Source organism: Segniliparus rugosus ATCC BAA-974 (genome assembly GCF_000185725.2).
Classification (GTDB): domain Bacteria; phylum Actinomycetota; class Actinomycetes; order Mycobacteriales; family Mycobacteriaceae; genus Segniliparus; species Segniliparus rugosus.
Genome location: NZ_KI391954.1, coordinates 1,215,535 through 1,230,975 on the forward strand (window position 1 = coordinate 1,215,535; position 15,441 = coordinate 1,230,975).

Annotated in this window: 17 protein-coding genes; 15 read left to right on the plus strand and 2 right to left on the minus strand. The window is 68.2% G+C overall.

Annotated elements, in window-relative coordinates:
* The first annotated feature begins 306 nt into the window (after positions 1 to 306).
* The 5 genes from HMPREF9336_RS15550 to HMPREF9336_RS15570 are packed head-to-tail and all read left to right on the plus strand — an operon-like array spanning position 307 to position 3,560.
* Positions 307 to 621, plus strand: coding sequence for a WXG100 family type VII secretion target (locus tag HMPREF9336_RS15550; RefSeq protein WP_007468699.1), 315 nt, complete (start codon positions 307 to 309; stop codon positions 619 to 621).
* Positions 621 to 914, plus strand: coding sequence for a WXG100 family type VII secretion target (locus HMPREF9336_RS15555; protein WP_007468700.1), 294 nt, complete (start codon positions 621 to 623; stop codon positions 912 to 914). Before HMPREF9336_RS15550 ends, HMPREF9336_RS15555 begins: the two co-directional genes overlap by 1 nt.
* Positions 911 to 2,452, plus strand: coding sequence for a TNT domain-containing protein (locus tag HMPREF9336_RS15560; protein WP_007468701.1), 1,542 nt, complete (start codon positions 911 to 913; stop codon positions 2,450 to 2,452). The genes HMPREF9336_RS15555 and HMPREF9336_RS15560 overlap by 4 nt, the downstream gene beginning before the upstream one ends.
* Before the next feature lie 43 nt (positions 2,453 to 2,495).
* Entirely contained in the window at positions 2,496 to 3,095 is a 600-nt protein-coding gene (locus tag HMPREF9336_RS15565) for a hypothetical protein (protein ID WP_156920438.1), read from the plus strand.
* 18 nt (positions 3,096 to 3,113) lie between these two features.
* The gene (locus tag HMPREF9336_RS15570) at positions 3,114 to 3,560 is read left to right on the plus strand and encodes a YbaB/EbfC family nucleoid-associated protein (protein ID WP_021030840.1); all 447 of its coding nucleotides are present in this window, start codon (positions 3,114 to 3,116) and stop codon (positions 3,558 to 3,560) included.
* Positions 3,561 to 3,819: 259 nt separating this feature from the next.
* On the opposite strand, the gene HMPREF9336_RS15575 is transcribed toward HMPREF9336_RS15570, so the two are convergent.
* Entirely contained in the window at positions 3,820 to 4,167 is a 348-nt protein-coding gene (locus HMPREF9336_RS15575) for a DUF1844 domain-containing protein (protein WP_007468704.1), read from the minus strand.
* 193 nt (positions 4,168 to 4,360) lie between these two features.
* Between HMPREF9336_RS15575 and infC the strand changes: the two genes are divergently transcribed.
* From infC to pheT, 6 genes are all read left to right on the plus strand, one after another.
* Positions 4,361 to 5,035 carry a translation initiation factor IF-3 gene (gene infC / locus HMPREF9336_RS15580; protein WP_007468705.1) on the plus strand — a complete coding sequence of 225 codons (675 nt, stop codon included), beginning with the start codon at positions 4,361 to 4,363 and terminating at the stop codon, positions 5,033 to 5,035.
* A gap of 48 nt (positions 5,036 to 5,083) precedes the next feature.
* Entirely contained in the window at positions 5,084 to 5,278 is a 195-nt protein-coding gene (gene rpmI, locus HMPREF9336_RS15585) for a 50S ribosomal protein L35 (RefSeq protein ID WP_007468706.1), read from the plus strand.
* Positions 5,279 to 5,338: 60 nt separating this feature from the next.
* Positions 5,339 to 5,719, plus strand: coding sequence for a 50S ribosomal protein L20 (rplT, locus tag HMPREF9336_RS15590; RefSeq protein WP_007468707.1), 381 nt, complete (start codon positions 5,339 to 5,341; stop codon positions 5,717 to 5,719).
* A gap of 84 nt (positions 5,720 to 5,803) precedes the next feature.
* Positions 5,804 to 6,586, plus strand: a complete 783-nt coding sequence (locus HMPREF9336_RS15595; RefSeq protein WP_021030841.1) for a TrmH family RNA methyltransferase — start codon at positions 5,804 to 5,806, stop codon at positions 6,584 to 6,586.
* 67 nt (positions 6,587 to 6,653) lie between these two features.
* Complete coding sequence (pheS, locus tag HMPREF9336_RS15600) at positions 6,654 to 7,694, plus strand: phenylalanine--tRNA ligase subunit alpha (RefSeq protein ID WP_007468709.1); 1,041 nt, start codon at positions 6,654 to 6,656, stop codon at positions 7,692 to 7,694.
* A gap of 4 nt (positions 7,695 to 7,698) precedes the next feature.
* Positions 7,699 to 10,206 carry a phenylalanine--tRNA ligase subunit beta gene (gene pheT / locus HMPREF9336_RS15605; RefSeq protein ID WP_007468710.1) on the plus strand — a complete coding sequence of 836 codons (2,508 nt, stop codon included), beginning with the start codon at positions 7,699 to 7,701 and terminating at the stop codon, positions 10,204 to 10,206.
* A gap of 22 nt (positions 10,207 to 10,228) precedes the next feature.
* Here the strand turns inward: pheT and HMPREF9336_RS15610 are convergent, their stop codons facing one another.
* Complete coding sequence (locus HMPREF9336_RS15610; RefSeq protein ID WP_021030842.1) at positions 10,229 to 11,164, minus strand: NADP-dependent oxidoreductase; 936 nt, start codon at positions 11,162 to 11,164, stop codon at positions 10,229 to 10,231.
* A 56-nt stretch (positions 11,165 to 11,220) separates the two neighbouring features.
* On the opposite strand from HMPREF9336_RS15610, the gene HMPREF9336_RS15615 reads away from it, so the two are divergent.
* The 4 genes from HMPREF9336_RS15615 (at position 11,221) to HMPREF9336_RS15630 (ending at position 15,387) form a co-directional block, all read left to right on the plus strand.
* Positions 11,221 to 11,973, plus strand: a complete 753-nt coding sequence (locus HMPREF9336_RS15615; protein WP_007468713.1) for a phosphoglyceromutase — start codon at positions 11,221 to 11,223, stop codon at positions 11,971 to 11,973.
* A gap of 50 nt (positions 11,974 to 12,023) precedes the next feature.
* Entirely contained in the window at positions 12,024 to 12,401 is a 378-nt protein-coding gene (locus tag HMPREF9336_RS15620) for a DUF427 domain-containing protein (RefSeq protein WP_007468715.1), read from the plus strand.
* 144 nt (positions 12,402 to 12,545) lie between these two features.
* Positions 12,546 to 13,502, plus strand: a complete 957-nt coding sequence (locus tag HMPREF9336_RS15625) for a family 2A encapsulin nanocompartment shell protein (protein WP_007468717.1) — start codon at positions 12,546 to 12,548, stop codon at positions 13,500 to 13,502.
* Complete coding sequence (locus HMPREF9336_RS15630; protein ID WP_021030844.1) at positions 13,471 to 15,387, plus strand: family 2A encapsulin nanocompartment cargo protein cysteine desulfurase; 1,917 nt, start codon at positions 13,471 to 13,473, stop codon at positions 15,385 to 15,387. The genes HMPREF9336_RS15625 and HMPREF9336_RS15630 overlap by 32 nt, the downstream gene beginning before the upstream one ends.
* The last annotated feature ends 54 nt before the right edge of the window (positions 15,388 to 15,441 follow it).

Consider the following 15,441-nt stretch of genomic DNA (forward strand, 5'->3'; position numbering starts at 1 on the left):
CAAGCAAGAGAGGGGAGGAGGCGCTTTGTCGGCAACCGTCGTGGCGTGTTCCCCGCCGCTGTCCGTCGGGGTTCCCGGCGGCTCGTCCCCTCGCGCCCATTGCTCACGACTCTGCCGTCCTACCTGGCGCGCGCTGGGTGGTTGCGGTTCCTTTGCGCAGATTGAGTTAGGCAGATCGAGTCAGATTGCGTGGTCTGTTATATGTTCGGAAAGCATATTCCCTGGTTGCGTGCTTGCGGTCTTCTCGCTATGCTCACCCTCAAAGGTGGTTGCTGCGACGGTCGGAGGTTTTTATGGGAGGTTTTTATGAGTGGTCCTCTTAAGTCGGACTCCGAGGAGATGCGCGCGGTCGCGGGGCTGATCAACAGCGTTGTGGAGGAGATGCGCTCGGAGTTCGAGAAGCTCACAGCTCGCGGCGACGAGCTCGCGGAGGGTTGGGTCGGTGTGTCGGGGTCGAAGTACCGAGCGCCGTGGGAGGAGTGGAAGCGCGGCGGCAAGGCGGTGATCGATGCGTTAGAGGGCGAGTCGGGGCTGTTGGACGAGTCTGCTGCGGAGTACGACCGGCAGGAGAGTGAGAACAAGCAGGGCTTCGGGCAGGTTGAGGCGAGGCTCAACTTCTGATGGCCGATGGGCATTACCGGATCGATCTGGACCGTTTGTCCGCGATGATCGAGGACTGCGAGGCGTTCGACAAAAAAGTTGAGGAGTGGGTCGGTCAGATCGACGCGGCAATTGCGAGGTTGCACGCCTCGTGGTCGGGTCAAGCGGCGGAGCAGCAGAGGGCGTATCACGACCGGTGGGCCAAAGGTCTCGCGCAGATGCGTGAGGGATTGCAGGAGCTACGGGGGCAGGCGAAGGGGAATCACCAGGCGTATACGGGCGTGATCGCGCACCAGAAGGGGATGTGGCCGTGACGCCGAAGCCTCCTCCTGGCGGGGCGGGGACGCCCTCGGGCGGCGGGGCAGCGCTGGATCCTGGCGGTGTGTTGCTCTCGGTGGTGCCGGACGGGCTGCTGAACGCGGGGCAGGTGTTCTCTCGCGTGGAGGCCGCGATGTCCGCCGCTGCGTCGGCGTTGGGACGGGAGTTGCCGGGCTCTGGGGGGATGGCGGGGTCGGATTCAGGGGCGCAGAAATGGGCTGAGCAGTACGACCCGGTGGCAACAGACCCTCAGCACGGGCCCTTGGCGACGGTGACGGATCTACGCAACGGAGCTGCGATGATGCGCGACCTGCTCGCCTACAGCGCGGCGAACCATCGCAACGCCGACAATCCCACAGCCCCGGTTCCGGCACCTGGCACGATGGCGCAGCAAACAGCGCAAAGCGTGCCGAAGGCGTTCGGGGGCGGCTCGGGGGGCGAGCCGGGTTGGTGGACGTTCATCGCGAAATACACCGAGGGCTTCCTATGGCCGAACGGGGATCCGGCCAAGCTCCAGGCGGTCGCGGCAGCGTACCGCGCGGCGGCGGGCTTCGTGCGGGAGGCTGCGGGGCACATCCCGGCCGCTGCGGATTTGATCGGGCAGCAGGTGGCACCGGAGGTCCCAGCCGCCGCGCGGTGGTGCTCGGTGCTCCTGGACCGGATGGGCGATGTGGCCGCGCAGCTCGACGTGCTGGCGGCGTCGTGCGGGAACTACGCCCATCAGATCGAAGAGGCCCACAAGCAAATCTTGGAAGCCGCGAAAGACCTCGCCTGGCAGAGCGTGGCCATCGAGGTCGTTGGCGGTGTCGCCGCGTTCTTCACGGCGGGGATCGCGGAGGGCGTGGCCCAAGCCGGTGAGGCGAGCCGCCTGGCCGCCGTCGGCGCGCGCATCGCCAACATCTGCCGTAATTTCGGCACGCTCGCGGAAGCCTCGGGAGCACCCGTCCTCGCGACGGTCGGTGGGCTCGCCAAAACTGCGGCCGAACTCCAGCCCCTCCTCGACGCGCGCGCCGTCCTTTACCTCACCACAGCGGGAAGAGACACCCTCGCCACTGAGAAGAAAATCCAAGAGATAGAGGCCGAAGCGGCCAAATCCGAAGGACTCACCATCGAAGAGTACGAGGCGAAATGGGGGCCACGCGACGGACGCACGAGATGGCCGGATGAGACCAGCAAAGACAAGCCTTACGCGATACCCGGCACTGTTCGCACAGCCGACCCAGCAGAGATGCGGGGCATGACCCTCGACCGCTACGGCTATCCGAAAGGCGGGTGGCTTGCCCCTGAGGGAGCGCCGTTCGGCGCGCGCGGCTTGCCCCCGGAAAGCCTCGGAGGCGATTACACCGTCTACAAGGTGGGCGACGGCCCCCTGCCGCCCGGCTACCGGATCGAGGAGTCCAAAGTCGCGCCGTGGTTCGGACAACCAGGGGGCGGCACGCAATACAGGATCATCGGACCGGACGGGGATTTGGCGAGAACAGCGAAACTGGACGAACTCATCCGAACGGGTTTTCTCGTCGAGGTGAAGAAATGAGAGAGCAGAGAGGTCCCCGCCAATGAGCCTGGCGCATATCGACATGAGCCAATTCCCTGAAGCCCTGCACAGGACCGTCCGGCAATGGTGTGTCTGGCGTGAAATCTACCTTCGGCACACCGGACGGCGGATCGGGCTGCTTTCTAGCGACCCGGAGTCGTTCGACTACTGGTACGCGTGGCCCCCGAAGATGGCCACACCTACTGAACTCCGCCTCGGTTTGGCCTCGAACGAGAACAGCTACTTGGTTGCGGAGGACGGCTGCTTCTATCTGGAGAGCGAGGAGCGGGGCTCTCGGGGCCGGGATATGACGTTCACGAACTTCCCTGATGCGGAGAAGGCTGTGCTGTTCTCGTTGGCTGACGTGGCGAGAAGTGTGAACAACCTCGACTCGCTCGATTTGCTCTGGTACCGGGAGGGCCTGCATCCGAGGGTGACGCTGACGAACCTGGAGCCGGAGAAAGAGTTTTCTCAGAAGTTCGGGATCATCGTGGACCAGGAGCCGGCTTACCGAGGTTGGATGACCCAGTCAGGCGCAACTGTGTTCTCGCACGTGGTCGTCTTGACGTACGAGGAGTTGGACGCGAGACTACGGGAGGGTGTTCCGCCTGGGTGGTTCACGTTGGAGCTTGTCGAGAGCTGATCCGAGAGGGGCCCTTGAATGTCGAACCACGATCCTACGTTAATCGCGAGAGTGGAGGAGCTGCGAGCGAAGCAGCGGTACGTGAGGGAAGCCCTTGCGCAAGTGCGGGGCAAGGGCTATGGGCTGAACGTGGCTGTTGTGGTCGAGTTGGACGCGGACGGCGAGCTTGTGCGGTGCGAGGTCGCCGATACCGCCTCTACGTTGAACGGGGCGTCTATTGCGAGCGGGTTCCGCCGTGCGTACAACGAGGCTCGTAAAAATGTCAAGCGGCAGGTGGCCGAGATCATGGGCGAATTCGAGACCGACGGCGACGTCGCTGCCGCGATCAAAGAAATCCAAGCCTACTTCGGCATCGCCGAGGAGTCAGAGCCGTCGAAACTCCTTGCGTCAGAGAGTCCGTCTTCGACAGCCGAGTCGGAAGACGACGAGTGGGAACCACCCCAAACGTGGATGCGGAAAGCCTAGTAGCAGCTCTGGGCTAGCTACGGCTATTCGCCAGACGGGCGCACGCTCAGCGTCGAGCCAGCGGGTCGCTTCTATCCCGCAGTTGGTGGCGCCCCTGTGCGTCCGGGTCGAGCACCCTCGGCCCGGACGCCGACACCTTGTTGTCCACGTGCTCGTGGCCCACCGGCAGGCCATGGGAACGGCCAACTTCTGGCAATCCTCTCACTGTCTACCGCGCTTAACGCCTGCCGATTCCCTGCGCCCGGCTCGGAAAGAGCCGCTAGACCAGCTTTTCCCCAGGCCCCTCGCCCGGCGCGTCGGGGAAGGCGCTCGCCTCGCGGAACGCCGCCTGCAGCCCGCGCAGCCCGTCTCGGATAGGCTTGCCGTGCAGCCCGAGGTCGGGCGTGGCCGCCTGGACGAGGCCGGCGAGGGCGGTGATGAGCTTGCGGGCCTCGTCGAGGTCGACGTTCTCGCTGGAGGCGGGATCGGGGTCGGCCAGTCCGAGCTTTTCCGCCGCCGCGCTCATGAGCAGGATGATCGCATTGCTGATCACTTCTGCGGCGGGAATGCCCGCGAGCTCGCGGACGATTTGCCCGGACGCGTTGCCTGCTGGTGTTTCTGGGCTCATGTCTGTTAGACTCTCACATCGAGACCTGCCCCGAAGCTTTCGGGGCGAGCAAGAGGAGTCCGCTCCCACCGCATGGGCGTTGTCTGACAGCGTACGCTCGTCTAGCCCATTGCGGTCCGTCTGGTAGCCCTGCAAGGGTGGCGTTTGCGCCTCTCGACGGGCTTTCTCGGCGTGGATTTTTTCTGCTCTGGTCATGACTTTGTCCGCACCTAGAGGAGGCCACATCAGTACAGAGACCCGCATCAACGACCGCATCCGCGTCCCAGAGGTCCGTCTTGTCGGACCCGGCGGCGAGCAGGTGGGGATCGTTCGCGTGGAGGAAGCTCTGCGGCTTGCGATTGAGGCCGATCTCGACCTTGTGGAAGTGGCTCCCGACGCCCGTCCTCCGGTCTGCAAGATCATGGACTACGGGAAGTTCCGCTACGAGGCGGCGCAGAAGGCCCGCGAGTCGCGGAAGCACCAGCAGAACACCGTCATCAAAGAGCAGAAGCTGCGCCCGAAGATCGACGACCACGACTATGAGACCAAGAAGGGCCATGTCGTCCGGTTCCTGGACTCCGGGGCCAAGGTCAAGGTGACGATCATGTTCCGAGGCCGCGAGCAGTCCCGTCCGGAGCTCGGACACCGCCTGTTGCAGCGGCTCGGGGCGGACGTCAGCGAGCACGGGTTCGTCGAGACGGTCCCACGGCTGGACGGCCGCAACATGACGATGATCCTCGCCCCGCACCGAGGGGCGAAGACCCGCGCGAAGGCCGCGCAGCAAGCCGCGGAGGCGAGTTCGGGCCCGACGACGCCTGCGGCGCAGGCGGAGGCTTCGCCCGCCTCCGAGGCGGGCGGCGCGGAAGCGGGCAACACGGCGGCTGAGTGACCGAAGCCCACCAACAACAGACGCGCATCAGCACAACAAGGAGAGAACATGCCTAAGAACAAAACCCACTCGGGGGCTTCGAAGCGGATCAAGGTGACTGGTTCGGGCAAGCTGCGCCGCCAGAAATGCGGCAAGCGCCACAACCTCGAGGTCAAGCCGACGAACCTGACCCGCCGCCTCGACGGCACCGCCGCTGTGGCCCGTCCCGACGTCAAGCGGATCAAGGCGTTGCTCGGCCTCTGAGGCCGGCTCGTCGCCCCAGCTTCCCGACCCCATTTACTTCTCGAAGAATAGGAACGACTCATGGCACGTGTGAAACGCGCAGTCAACGCGCACAAGAAGCGCCGCACAATCCTCGACGCGTCGAAGGGCTACCGGGGCCAGCGGTCCCGCATGTACCGCAAGGCGAAGGAGCAGCAGCTGCGCTCGCTGGTCTACGCCTTCCGCGACCGTCGCGCCCGCAAAGGCGAGTTCCGCCAGCTGTGGATCACCCGCATCAACGCGGCGGCACGGGCGAACGGCCTGACCTACAACCGCTTCATCCAGGGCCTCGCGCTCGCGGGCATCGAGGTGGACCGCAAGATCCTCGCCGAGCTCGCGGTGAACGAGCCCCAGGTCTTCGCCCAGCTCGTCGAGGCTGCGCGGGAAGCCGTGGCCGACCAGCTGGTCGGGGCCAAGAGCTAGCCCGTCGGCATTGAGGCAAAGCACGGTCTGATTCTGTCCGAACCGCACAGCGAACGCGGCCTCCTCACCGTCTCATCCAGACGCGTGGTGGAGGCCGCGAAGCTTTTGTCCCCCGTCGGTCGGCGCAAGGCGGGGGAGTTCCTCGCCGAGGGGCCGAACAACGTGCAGGCCGCGCTCGCGACGGGACGCGCTTTGGAGCTGTTCGCGAGCGAAGCCGCCTCGGCGGAGCACGGCGAGCTGATCGACTCGGCCCAGCGCGCGGGCGTGCCGACGAGGCTCGTGGACGAGCGGGCCGCGCGCAAGCTCACCGACGCGGTGGCTCCGGTCGGTCTGGCTGCCCGCTGCCCGCTGCTCGACCGCGGCCTCGCCGAAGTCCTTGCCGGTGAAGACCCGGAACGCCTGGTCGTCGTGCTGGTCGAGCCGAGAGACCCCGGCAACCTCGGCACAGTGCTGCGCGCGGCGCACGCGTTCGGGGCGAGCGCGTTCCTGGTGCTCGGCGACGGGGTGGACCCGCACAACCCCAAGGCGGCGCGGTCGAGCGCGGGCAGCCTCTTCGCGGTGCCGCTGGCGCGGGAGCGGGACGTGGCCGCGGGGGTGGCTGCTCTGCGGACGGCGGGATTGCGTTTGTTCGCCACCACAGCAGACGGGGAATTGCCGCTGGGCCGGGCGGGCTCCGAACTCTCGGGACCGTGCGCGTGGCTGTTCGGGAACGAGGCGCACGGCCTGCCCGAGCCGGTCGCGCGGGCGGCGGACCACCGGGTCGCTGTGCCGATGCGCCCGGCGGCCGGCTTCGCGCCCCCGGAGAGCTTGAACCTCGCGGTCGCTGCGGGGATCTGCCTGTATGAGACCGCCAGGCTGCGCTCATGACCTTCGCGGCCGCTGTCCGGGGTCCGGTAGAGTCTTCCCAGAACGAGGAACGCTAAAAGGAGAGCACGTGAGCGACGCATTGGGGGCGGCGGTAGCCGCTGCCAAAACGGCTTTCGCACAAGCCGAGGACCTGCCCGCGTTGGCTGCGGCGAAAGCGGAGCACTTGGGGGAGCGCAGCGCCGTGGCGCAGGCACGCCGTTCGCTCGGAGAGCTGCCCGGACCGGAGCGCGCCGAGGCGGGGAAGGCCGTGAACGCCGTCCAGGGCGAGATCAAGGCGGCGCTGGACGAGCGCCAGGCCGAGCTCGAAGCCGAGCGCGAGCGCCGCGTGCTCGCCGAGCAGGCCATCGACGTCACCCTGCCGGCCAGCCGGATCACCCCGGGCGGCAGGCATCCGATCGATCTGCTCGTTGACCGGGCCTGCGACGTGTTCGTCGGCTTGGGCTGGGAGGTCGCCGAGGGCCCCGAGCTGGAAGCCGAGCACTACAACTTCGACGCGCTGAACTTCCCCGAGGAACATCCCACCCGGACCCCGCAGGACACGTTCTACGCGCTCGGCCCGAACGGCGAGCGCTCGGGCCTCGTGCTGCGCACGCACACCTCTCCGGTGCAGGTGCGCGAGATGCTCTCCCGCCAGGTGCCGATCTACGTGATCGCGCCGGGCCGGGTGTACCGCAACGACGCGATCGACTCCACGCACGCCCCGGTGTTCCACCAGCTCGAAGGCCTCGCGGTGGACAAAGGGCTCACCATGGCGCATCTGCGCGGCACGTTGGACGCGTTCGCGCAGGCGATGTTCGGCGACCGGGTGCGCTCGCGGTTCCGCCCGCACCACTTCCCGTTCACCGAGCCGTCCGCCGAGTACGACATCTGGTTCGAGCGCAAGAAGGGCGGGCCGGGCTGGATCGAGTGGGGCGGTTGCGGCATGGTGCACCCGAACGTGCTGCGAGCCGGCGGCATCGACCCCGACGTGTACAGCGGTTTCGCGTTCGGCATGGGCTTGGACCGCACGCTGATGCTGCGCGAGGGCCTGTCCGACCTGCGCGACGTGTGGGAGGGCGACGTGCGGTTCACCGCTGCGTTCGTCGGCCGTTCCGAAGGGGAGGAGTAGAGGTATGAAGGCTCCGTACTCGTGGCTTGTGAAAGCCTTGTCCGAGGACAACCCGGGATTCTCGACGAGCCCGAAGAAACTCTCCGAGACGCTGGTTCGGCTCGGCTTCGAGGTGGAGGACCTCAGTGAGCCCAAGCTGGTCGGGCCGGTCGTCGTCGGCAGGGTGCTCGATATTGAAGAGCTGACCGGGTTCAAAAAGCCGATCCGGTTCTGCCAGGTCGATGTCGGCGCAGCGTTCGCGGGGGAGGGGGGAGCCCCGCGCGGGATCGTCTGCGGGGCGACGAACTTCGCGCCGGGCGACCTCGTCGTGGCCGCTTTGCCGGGCGCGGTGCTGCCCGGCGATTTCGCCATCGCGTCGCGCAAGACGTACGGGCGGGTCTCGGACGGGATGATCTGTTCGGTCGCCGAACTCGGCTTCGGCGGCGACCACTCGGGCATTTTGGTGCTGCCGGAAGGCACCGCCGAGCCGGGGGCCGACGCGGTCCTGGCCCTCGGCCTCGCCGACCCCGTCTTCGACCTCGACGTCACGCCGGACCGGGGCTACGCGCTCTCGGTCCGGGGCCTGGCGCGCGAACTCGCGATCGGGCTCGGAGCCCAGCACACGGACCTCGCGCTCCGCGTCGCCCAGCCTTCGAGCGTCCCTCCAGTCGGCGAGGGCTGGCCGATCGCCGTGGCTCCGGGCACCCCGCTCGCGGGCTACAGCGTCCTGGAGGTGCGCGGGATCGACCCCGCCGCGCCGTCGCCGTGGTGGATCAGGGCGCTGCTCGCCAAAACGGGGATCCGCTCGCTCGGCCTGGTCGTGGACGTGACGAATCTCGTGATGGTCGAGCTGGGCCAGCCGCTGCACGCGTTCGACGCGGACAAGCTCTCCGGCCCGGTCCAGGTGCGCGAGGCGCGGGAGGGCGAGACGATCACGACCCTGGACGGCTCCTTGCGGACCCTGGACGCGAAAGACGTGGTCATCGCGGACGACTCCGGGCCGGTGGCGCTCGCTGGCGTGATGGGCGGGGAGAGCACCGAAGTGAGCTCCGCGACCACGCGCGTCCTTTTGGAGGCGGCGAGCTTCGACCCGAGCCGCACGACCCACACCTCTCGGCGGCTGGGCTTGGTGAGCGAGGCTTCGCGGCGGTTCGAGCGGGGCGTCGACCCGTTGGTGGCCCCGGTCGCCCTCGCCCGCGCCGCGCAGCTGATCGTCTCCATCGCGGGCGGCGAAGTGGCCCCGGTCCGCAGCGAAGTGCTGCGCAAGCACGAGCCGAGGCCGATCATCATGCCGACGGACCTGCCGGACCGCACGGCGGGCCTCACGTACCCGCCGGGGACGACGTATCGCAGGCTGGTGCAGCTCGGCTGCACGGTGTGGGGGGAGCGCGAGCTGGTGGTCTTCCCGCCGAGCTGGCGTTCGGACCTTAAGCAGAAGGCAGACCTGGTCGAAGAGGTGCTCCGGTTGGAAGGCATCGACCGGATCCCCTCGATCCTGCCGAAGGCGACCGCGGGCAAGGGGCTCCTTCCGTCGCAGCGGCTGCGACGGAAGGTCGGCTCCGCCCTCGCGGAGGAGGGGTTCCTCCAGGTGCCGGTGAGCCCGTTCTTCTCCAGCGCGGTCTTCGACGACTGGAATTTGTCCGAGAAAGCCGGGCGGCGGCGCACGGTGCGCCTGGCGAACCCGCAGGACTCCGCGAAGCCAGAACTCGCGACGACCCTGATGCCGGGGCTCTTGGACGTGATGGCGCGCAACCTCTCCAGGGGCATGACGGACCTCGCCGTCTTCAGCATCGCGCAGGTGGTGGGCACGGCGCTCAAGCCGGCGGCGATCCCGCCGATCCGGACCGACCGCCCGCCGTCGGTGACCGAGCTGCGGGCCTTGTCCGAACGCGTCCCGGTGCAGCCGGTCCACCTCGCGGTGGCGCTGTGCGGCAACCGCATCCCGCCCGGCCCCTGGGGCAAAGGCCGGGCCGTGGAGCCGTCGGACATCTTCATGGTCGGCGACATCCTGGCCCGCGCGGCCAGGGTGAAACTGACCAGGAAGACCGCCCACCACGTGCCGTGGCATCCGGGCCGGTGCGCGTACCTGCAAGCCGGGCCGTGGACGGTGGGCATCGCCGGCGAGCTGCACCCGGCGGTCCTGGAGAAAGCCGGCCTGCCGCCGGGGACGTGCGTGCTGGAGCTGAACCTCAGCGCCCTCGGCTCGGAGGGGTTCGAGGAGCAGCGCAAGCCGATCCCGCCGATCTCCACGTATCCGCCGGTGCGTCAGGACATCGCGGTGACGGTCGCCAAGGGCGTGCCCGCGTCGAGCGTGGAGCGCGCGCTGCGCGACGGCGCGGGAGACCTGTTGGAGGGCATCCGGCTCTTCGACGTGTACTCCGGGCCGCAGGTAGGCGAGGGCAGAAAGTCGCTGGCTTACGCGTTGACGTTCCGCGCTGCGGACCGGACTTTGACGGAGGACGATGCGAGCGAGGCTCGCGCGTCGGCGTTGGCGGAGGCTGCGAAGCGTTGCGGGGCGGAGCTTCGGGCGTAGTTGCCGCAGGCGGGTTCGATCCTTACGGGATGAGGACGACTTTTCCCTTGGCGTGCCCGGTCCGCAGGTAGCGATGCGCCTCGGCGGCTTCGGCGAGCGGGTAGGTCCGGTCCACGACGACGTCGAGCTCGCCCTCGGCGGCGAGCTTGACGAGTTCGGCGCGGGCGTTGTCGCGGATCTCTACGCCGGGGTCCGCTTGGGAGCCGATGGCCTTGAAGCCCTCCGAGGCGGCTCGGGGGAACGCGGCGATGGTGACGAAGCGGCGCTTGTCCGCGAGCAGGGCGAGCGAGGCGTCCACAGCCTCGTCCGTGCCGACGCAGTCGAGCGCGGCGGTGACCGGGCCGACCGCCTTGATTCGTTCGAGCAGGCCGGGCCCGTACTCGACGGGAACGGCCCCGCACGCGCGGAGCTGGTCGTGGCGGGGCGCGCTGGCGGTGGCGACGACCTTCGCGCCGCGCAGCCGGGCGAGCTGTGCGGCGGCGAGGCCGACCGCGCCCGCGCCGCCGTGGACGAGGAGCGTGTCGCCCTCGCCAAGGCCGACGACGGCGAGCGCGTGCACGGCGGTGGTCCCGGCGAGCAGCAGCCCCGAGGCTTGCTCGAAACCGAGCGAGACGGGTTTGTGCAACACGTCCTTCGCGGGGACGAGGAGCCGTTCCGCGTACCCGCCGGACACCCGGAACGCGAGCACCTCGTCCCCTTGCCGCAGGGCTCCGGTGACTCCGCGCGCCTGCGGGCCGACTGCGGAGACCACGCCCGCGACCTCGAACCCGATCCGCAACGGCAGCGCGGCGGGGTCGTCGCCGCGTGTGCCGCTGTAGATCTTCCAGTCGATGGGGTTCGTCCCCGCGGCTCGCACGTCGATCACGACTTGCCCCGGCCCGGGGTCGGGAACGGGCAGGTCGCGCAGTTCGAGGACTTCTGGGCCGCCGTACGCGGAGGCGACAATGGAGAGGGCCATAGTGCAGGAAACCGTCGTCTCGCCGTGTCTATTCCCCGTATGGGACAATAGGTGCCATGAGCATTGGCACCCTGATCCTGTTGCGGCACGGCGAGAGCGAATGGAACGCGAAGAACCTCTTCACCGGCTGGGTGGACGTCGCGTTGTCGGAGAAAGGCGTCGGCGAGGCCAAGCGCGCGGGCAGGCTCATCGCCGAGTCGGGGCTCGCGCCGGACATCGTGCACACCTCGCTCTTGCGGCGCGCGATCAACACCGCGAACTACGCGCTGGACGAGGCTGACCTGCTGTGGATCCCTGTGGTGCGCGAGTGGCGGCTCAACGAGCGGCATTACGGCGCGCTGCAGGGCTTGAACAAGGCCGAGATCCGGGAGAAGTACGGCGAGGAGCAGTTCATGCAGTGGCGGCGCAGCTACGACACGCCGCCCCCGCCGATCGAGGCCGGCAGCGAGTTCTCCCAGGACCGCGACCCCCGCTACGGGCCCCAGGGCGGCGGTCCGCTGACCGAATGCCTTGCCGACGTGGTCGCCCGCATCGTGCCGTACTTCGAGCACGACATCGCCAACGAGCTGCGCGCAGGGCTGACGGTGCTCGTCGCCGCGCACGGCAACTCGTTGCGCGCCTTGGTCAAGCATTTGGACGAGATCTCCGACGAGGACATCGCCGGGGTCAACATCCCCACGGGCGTCCCGTTGCGCTACGACCTCGACAAGCATCTGAAGCCGATCGTCAAGGGCGGGGTGTACCTGGACCCTGCGGCCGCCGAGGCCGGCGCGGCCGCGGTCGCGGCCCAAGGCGGCACCGGGCGCTGAGGCAAGGACGAGACGGGAATATCCCGCTCCGACCGTATGTTGCACCGCGCATGGCACGCGAGCCGCGTCTACCCGGTCCAGACCACCCCATCGCTATCGAGCCTTCGTCCGACCATGTGGTGGTCCGCGTCGGCGGAGTTGTGATCGCCGAAAGCGAAAAAGCGCTTGTGCTGCGCGAGGCGGCGTACCCTCCCGTCTACTACCTGCCAGCGAGCGCCGCGGACTGGTCTGCGCTGCGCGGCAGCGCGACCAACACGTACTGCCCCTACAAAGGGGAGGCTTCGCACTACGACGTGGTCACTGAGGCGGGGACGGTTCTCGACGCGGCCTGGAGCTACCCGGAGCCGTATCCTTCGGCCGCCGCCATCGCGGGCCGCCTCGCGTTCTACCCGGACCGGACGCAGATCTCCGTCGCCGCGCCCGGCTGACTTCCCTCGGCCCGCTCCCGCTCTTCCCCGCACGACCTCCGGGTCGTGCTCTGCTATGCTCGCATTCGCATTAAACCGCTTTGTCAAGGATTAATGTTGGTGTGATTTTAATAGAACATGCGATCCATCTCGAATGACGGGGGCATGCGAATCCGAGCAAAGGAGCAGGTCGTGACCAACCCGCACGCAGTGTCGCTGAGCGACGACGCCGCACGTGTCCTCGCGAACGCGACAAAGACCGTCCCTCAACAGCTGAGCATCACGCCGAGGTGGCTGGTGCGGCTGATGTCCTGGGTCCCGGTCGAGGCTGGCATCTACCGGGTCAACAAGGTCGCGAACCCCGAGACGGTCGCGGTCCAATGCGACAACCACGACGAGTCGCCGTTGCCGCACACCTTCGTCGACTACGAGACCGAGCCGAGGGAGTACCGCCTCAAAGCGGTGCAGACCATCCTCGATGTCCACACCCGCATCTCCGACCTGTACTCCAGCCCGCACGACCAGATCACTCAGCAGCTGCGGCTGACGATCGAGGCGATCAAGGAGCACCAAGAGGGCGAGCTGATCAACAGCCCCGAGTACGGCCTCCTCTCCAGCGTCGCGCCGGGGCAGCGGATCTCCACGCTCGCGGGCCCGCCCACGCCGGACGACCTCGACAACCTCATCGGCAAGGTGTGGAAAGAGCCGGGCTTCTTCTTGACCAGCCCGCAGGGCATCGCCGCCTTCGGCAGGGAATGCACCCGGCGCGGCGTGCCGCCCGCAACCGTGAGCCTGTTCGGCTCCCAGTTCATCACCTGGCGCGGCATCCCGATCATCCCGTCGGACAAGGTTCCGGTCGTGGACGGGAAGACGAAGTTCTTGCTCCTTCGCACCGGCGAGGCGCGGCAGGGCGTCGTCGGCCTCTTCCAGCCGGGCCTGACCGGCGAGCAGGGCATGGGCTTGTCGGTCCGGTTCATGGGGATCGACCGCAGCGCTATCGCCTCGTACCTGGTGTCCCTGTACTGCTCGCTCGCGGTGCTGACTGATGACGCGCTCGCAGTGCTCGACGATGTGGAGGTCGGAAAGTTCCATGACTACGCTCCCAAGTACATCAAGCGCTGACGGCGGCCAAGGGGTCGGCTGGGAGTCCGGCAGGATCGATGACAACGCTGTCGGTCGCAACGCATCAAGCGCCGATGTCGGCCAAGGGGTCGGCTGGTTGCCGGACGAAGCGACGTTGAACCGGCTGGCGGCGGAGTTCTTCACCGCCCTGCCGGGGGCGACTTCGGCGACGCCGCCGAGCCCGACGAGTTCGGCCACGCCACCCGGCGTCGCCTCGGTTCCCGGCGGGCTCGACCTCACGGCGACGCCGAGCGTCCCGGTGGCGCCGGCCACCGCTCCGCCAGGCGCGCCCGGCTTCTCCGCCGGAAGCGTCGGCGGGTTCTCGCCGGACCTGCCGGATTCGGTGCTGAGCGCGCTGGGGCTGGCCCCCGCTGCTCCCTCGGCCCCGGCTGTGCCGGCCACCCCGCCAGCGCAGACCTTGCCCGTGTCCTACGGTCCGGTTTCAGCCCCAGCCGCCTCGGTTCCGGAGTTCTACTTCCTCGAAGAGGCCTCCCGGACGCGGCCGCCCTCGGCGGCTGTGCCTCCTGCCGTGCCCACCGCTCCGAGCTTCGTCGACCTCGCCCCGTATTTGGGGGAGCCTGCGGCAGAGGAGGGGCTTCCCGCCTTCGGCGGCGCGCCTTTGGCCTCCGGAGCTGGACATCCGGTCTCCGGCAGCGCGCCTGGGTTCGACATCCGGGGCGTCCGCGCGGACTTCCCGATCCTCGCCGAGCGAATCAACGGGCACCCGCTGATCTGGTTCGACAACGCGGCGACCACGCAGAAGCCGCAGGCGGTGATCGACCGGCTTGCGTACTACTACGCGCACGAGAACTCGAACATCCACCGCAGCGCGCACACGCTCGCGGCTCGGTCCACCGACGCCTACGAGAAGGCGCGCAGGATCGTGGCTCGGTTCATCGGCGCGGGCTCGACCGAGGAGATTGTCTTCGCGAGGGGCACCACGGAGGCGATCAACCTGGTCGCCTCCTCGTGGGGCCGCAAGAATCTGCGCGAGGGCGACGAGATCATCGTCTCGAACCTGGAGCACCACGCGAACATCGTCCCGTGGCAGCTCGTCGCGCAGCAGACCGGCGCGGTGATCAAAGTGATCCCGGTGGACGAGCGGGGCGAGCTGCTGCTCGGCGAGTACCAGAACCTGCTCTCCGACCGCACCAAGCTCGTCTCTGTGACCCATGTGTCCAACGCGCTCGGCACGGTGACCCCGATCCAGGCCATCGTCGAAGCCGGGCATCGGGCTGGCGCGAAGGTCCTCATCGACGGCGCGCAGTCGGTCGCGCACGCCCCGGTGGACGTCGCCGCGCTCGGCGCCGACTTCTTCGTCTTCTCCGGGCACAAGATCTACGGTCCGACCGGGATCGGCGTGCTGTACGGCAAGCGCGAAGTCCTCGAGGACATGCCGCCGTACCAGGGCGGCGGCAACATGATCGCCGACGTGACGTTCGAGCGCAGCGTCTTCCAGCCCCCGCCGGGCAGGTTCGAGGCCGGGACGGGCAACATCGCCGACGCGGTCGGCCTCGGCGAGGCGCTGGAATATGTGGAGCGGATCGGCCTGCCCGCCATCGCGGCGTACGAGCACCAGCTGCTGGAGCACGCCACCGAGGGCATGTCGCAGATCCCCGGCTTGAGGATCTTCGGCCACGCTCGGGAAAAAGCGAGCGTGCTCTCGTTCACCCTCGCGGGCTACGAGCCGATCCAGGTCGGCCAGGCGCTCAACGAGCTCGGCATCGCGGTGCGCGCCGGGCACCATTGCGCGCAGCCGATCCTGCGCCGCTACGGCCAGGAGACGACGGTCCGGGCTTCGCTCGCCTTCTACAACACGATTGACGAGGTTGATTTCTTCGTCGCGGCGTTGCGCAAGTTGGCAGCGGACTCGGGAACTCGGTAGCGGCGAAGAGCCTCCGTGGCGAACGGGGAAGCGCTGTTTCGTCGCGGCGTTGCG

Bases quoted from the DNA above. Each gene is read 5' to 3' on its own strand.
- HMPREF9336_RS15550 (WP_007468699.1), top strand. From the start codon at position 307: ATGAGTGGTCCTCTTAAGTCGGACTCCGAGGAGATGCGCGCGGTCGCG.
- HMPREF9336_RS15555 (WP_007468700.1), top strand. From the start codon at position 621: ATGGCCGATGGGCATTACCGGATCGATCTGGACCGTTTGTCCGCGATG.
- HMPREF9336_RS15565 (WP_156920438.1), top strand. From the start codon at position 2,496: ATGAGCCAATTCCCTGAAGCCCTGCACAGGACCGTCCGGCAATGGTGT.
- HMPREF9336_RS15570 (WP_021030840.1), top strand. From the start codon at position 3,114: ATGTCGAACCACGATCCTACGTTAATCGCGAGAGTGGAGGAGCTGCGA.
- HMPREF9336_RS15575 (WP_007468704.1), bottom strand. From the start codon at position 4,167: ATGAGCCCAGAAACACCAGCAGGCAACGCGTCCGGGCAAATCGTCCGC.
- infC (WP_007468705.1), top strand. From the start codon at position 4,361: ATGACTTTGTCCGCACCTAGAGGAGGCCACATCAGTACAGAGACCCGC.
- rpmI (WP_007468706.1), top strand. From the start codon at position 5,084: ATGCCTAAGAACAAAACCCACTCGGGGGCTTCGAAGCGGATCAAGGTG.
- rplT (WP_007468707.1), top strand. From the start codon at position 5,339: ATGGCACGTGTGAAACGCGCAGTCAACGCGCACAAGAAGCGCCGCACA.
- pheT (WP_007468710.1), top strand. From the start codon at position 7,699: ATGAAGGCTCCGTACTCGTGGCTTGTGAAAGCCTTGTCCGAGGACAAC.
- HMPREF9336_RS15610 (WP_021030842.1), bottom strand. From the start codon at position 11,164: ATGGCCCTCTCCATTGTCGCCTCCGCGTACGGCGGCCCAGAAGTCCTC.
- HMPREF9336_RS15615 (WP_007468713.1), top strand. From the start codon at position 11,221: ATGAGCATTGGCACCCTGATCCTGTTGCGGCACGGCGAGAGCGAATGG.
- HMPREF9336_RS15620 (WP_007468715.1), top strand. From the start codon at position 12,024: ATGGCACGCGAGCCGCGTCTACCCGGTCCAGACCACCCCATCGCTATC.
- HMPREF9336_RS15625 (WP_007468717.1), top strand. From the start codon at position 12,546: ATGCGAATCCGAGCAAAGGAGCAGGTCGTGACCAACCCGCACGCAGTG.
- HMPREF9336_RS15630 (WP_021030844.1), top strand. From the start codon at position 13,471: ATGACTACGCTCCCAAGTACATCAAGCGCTGACGGCGGCCAAGGGGTC.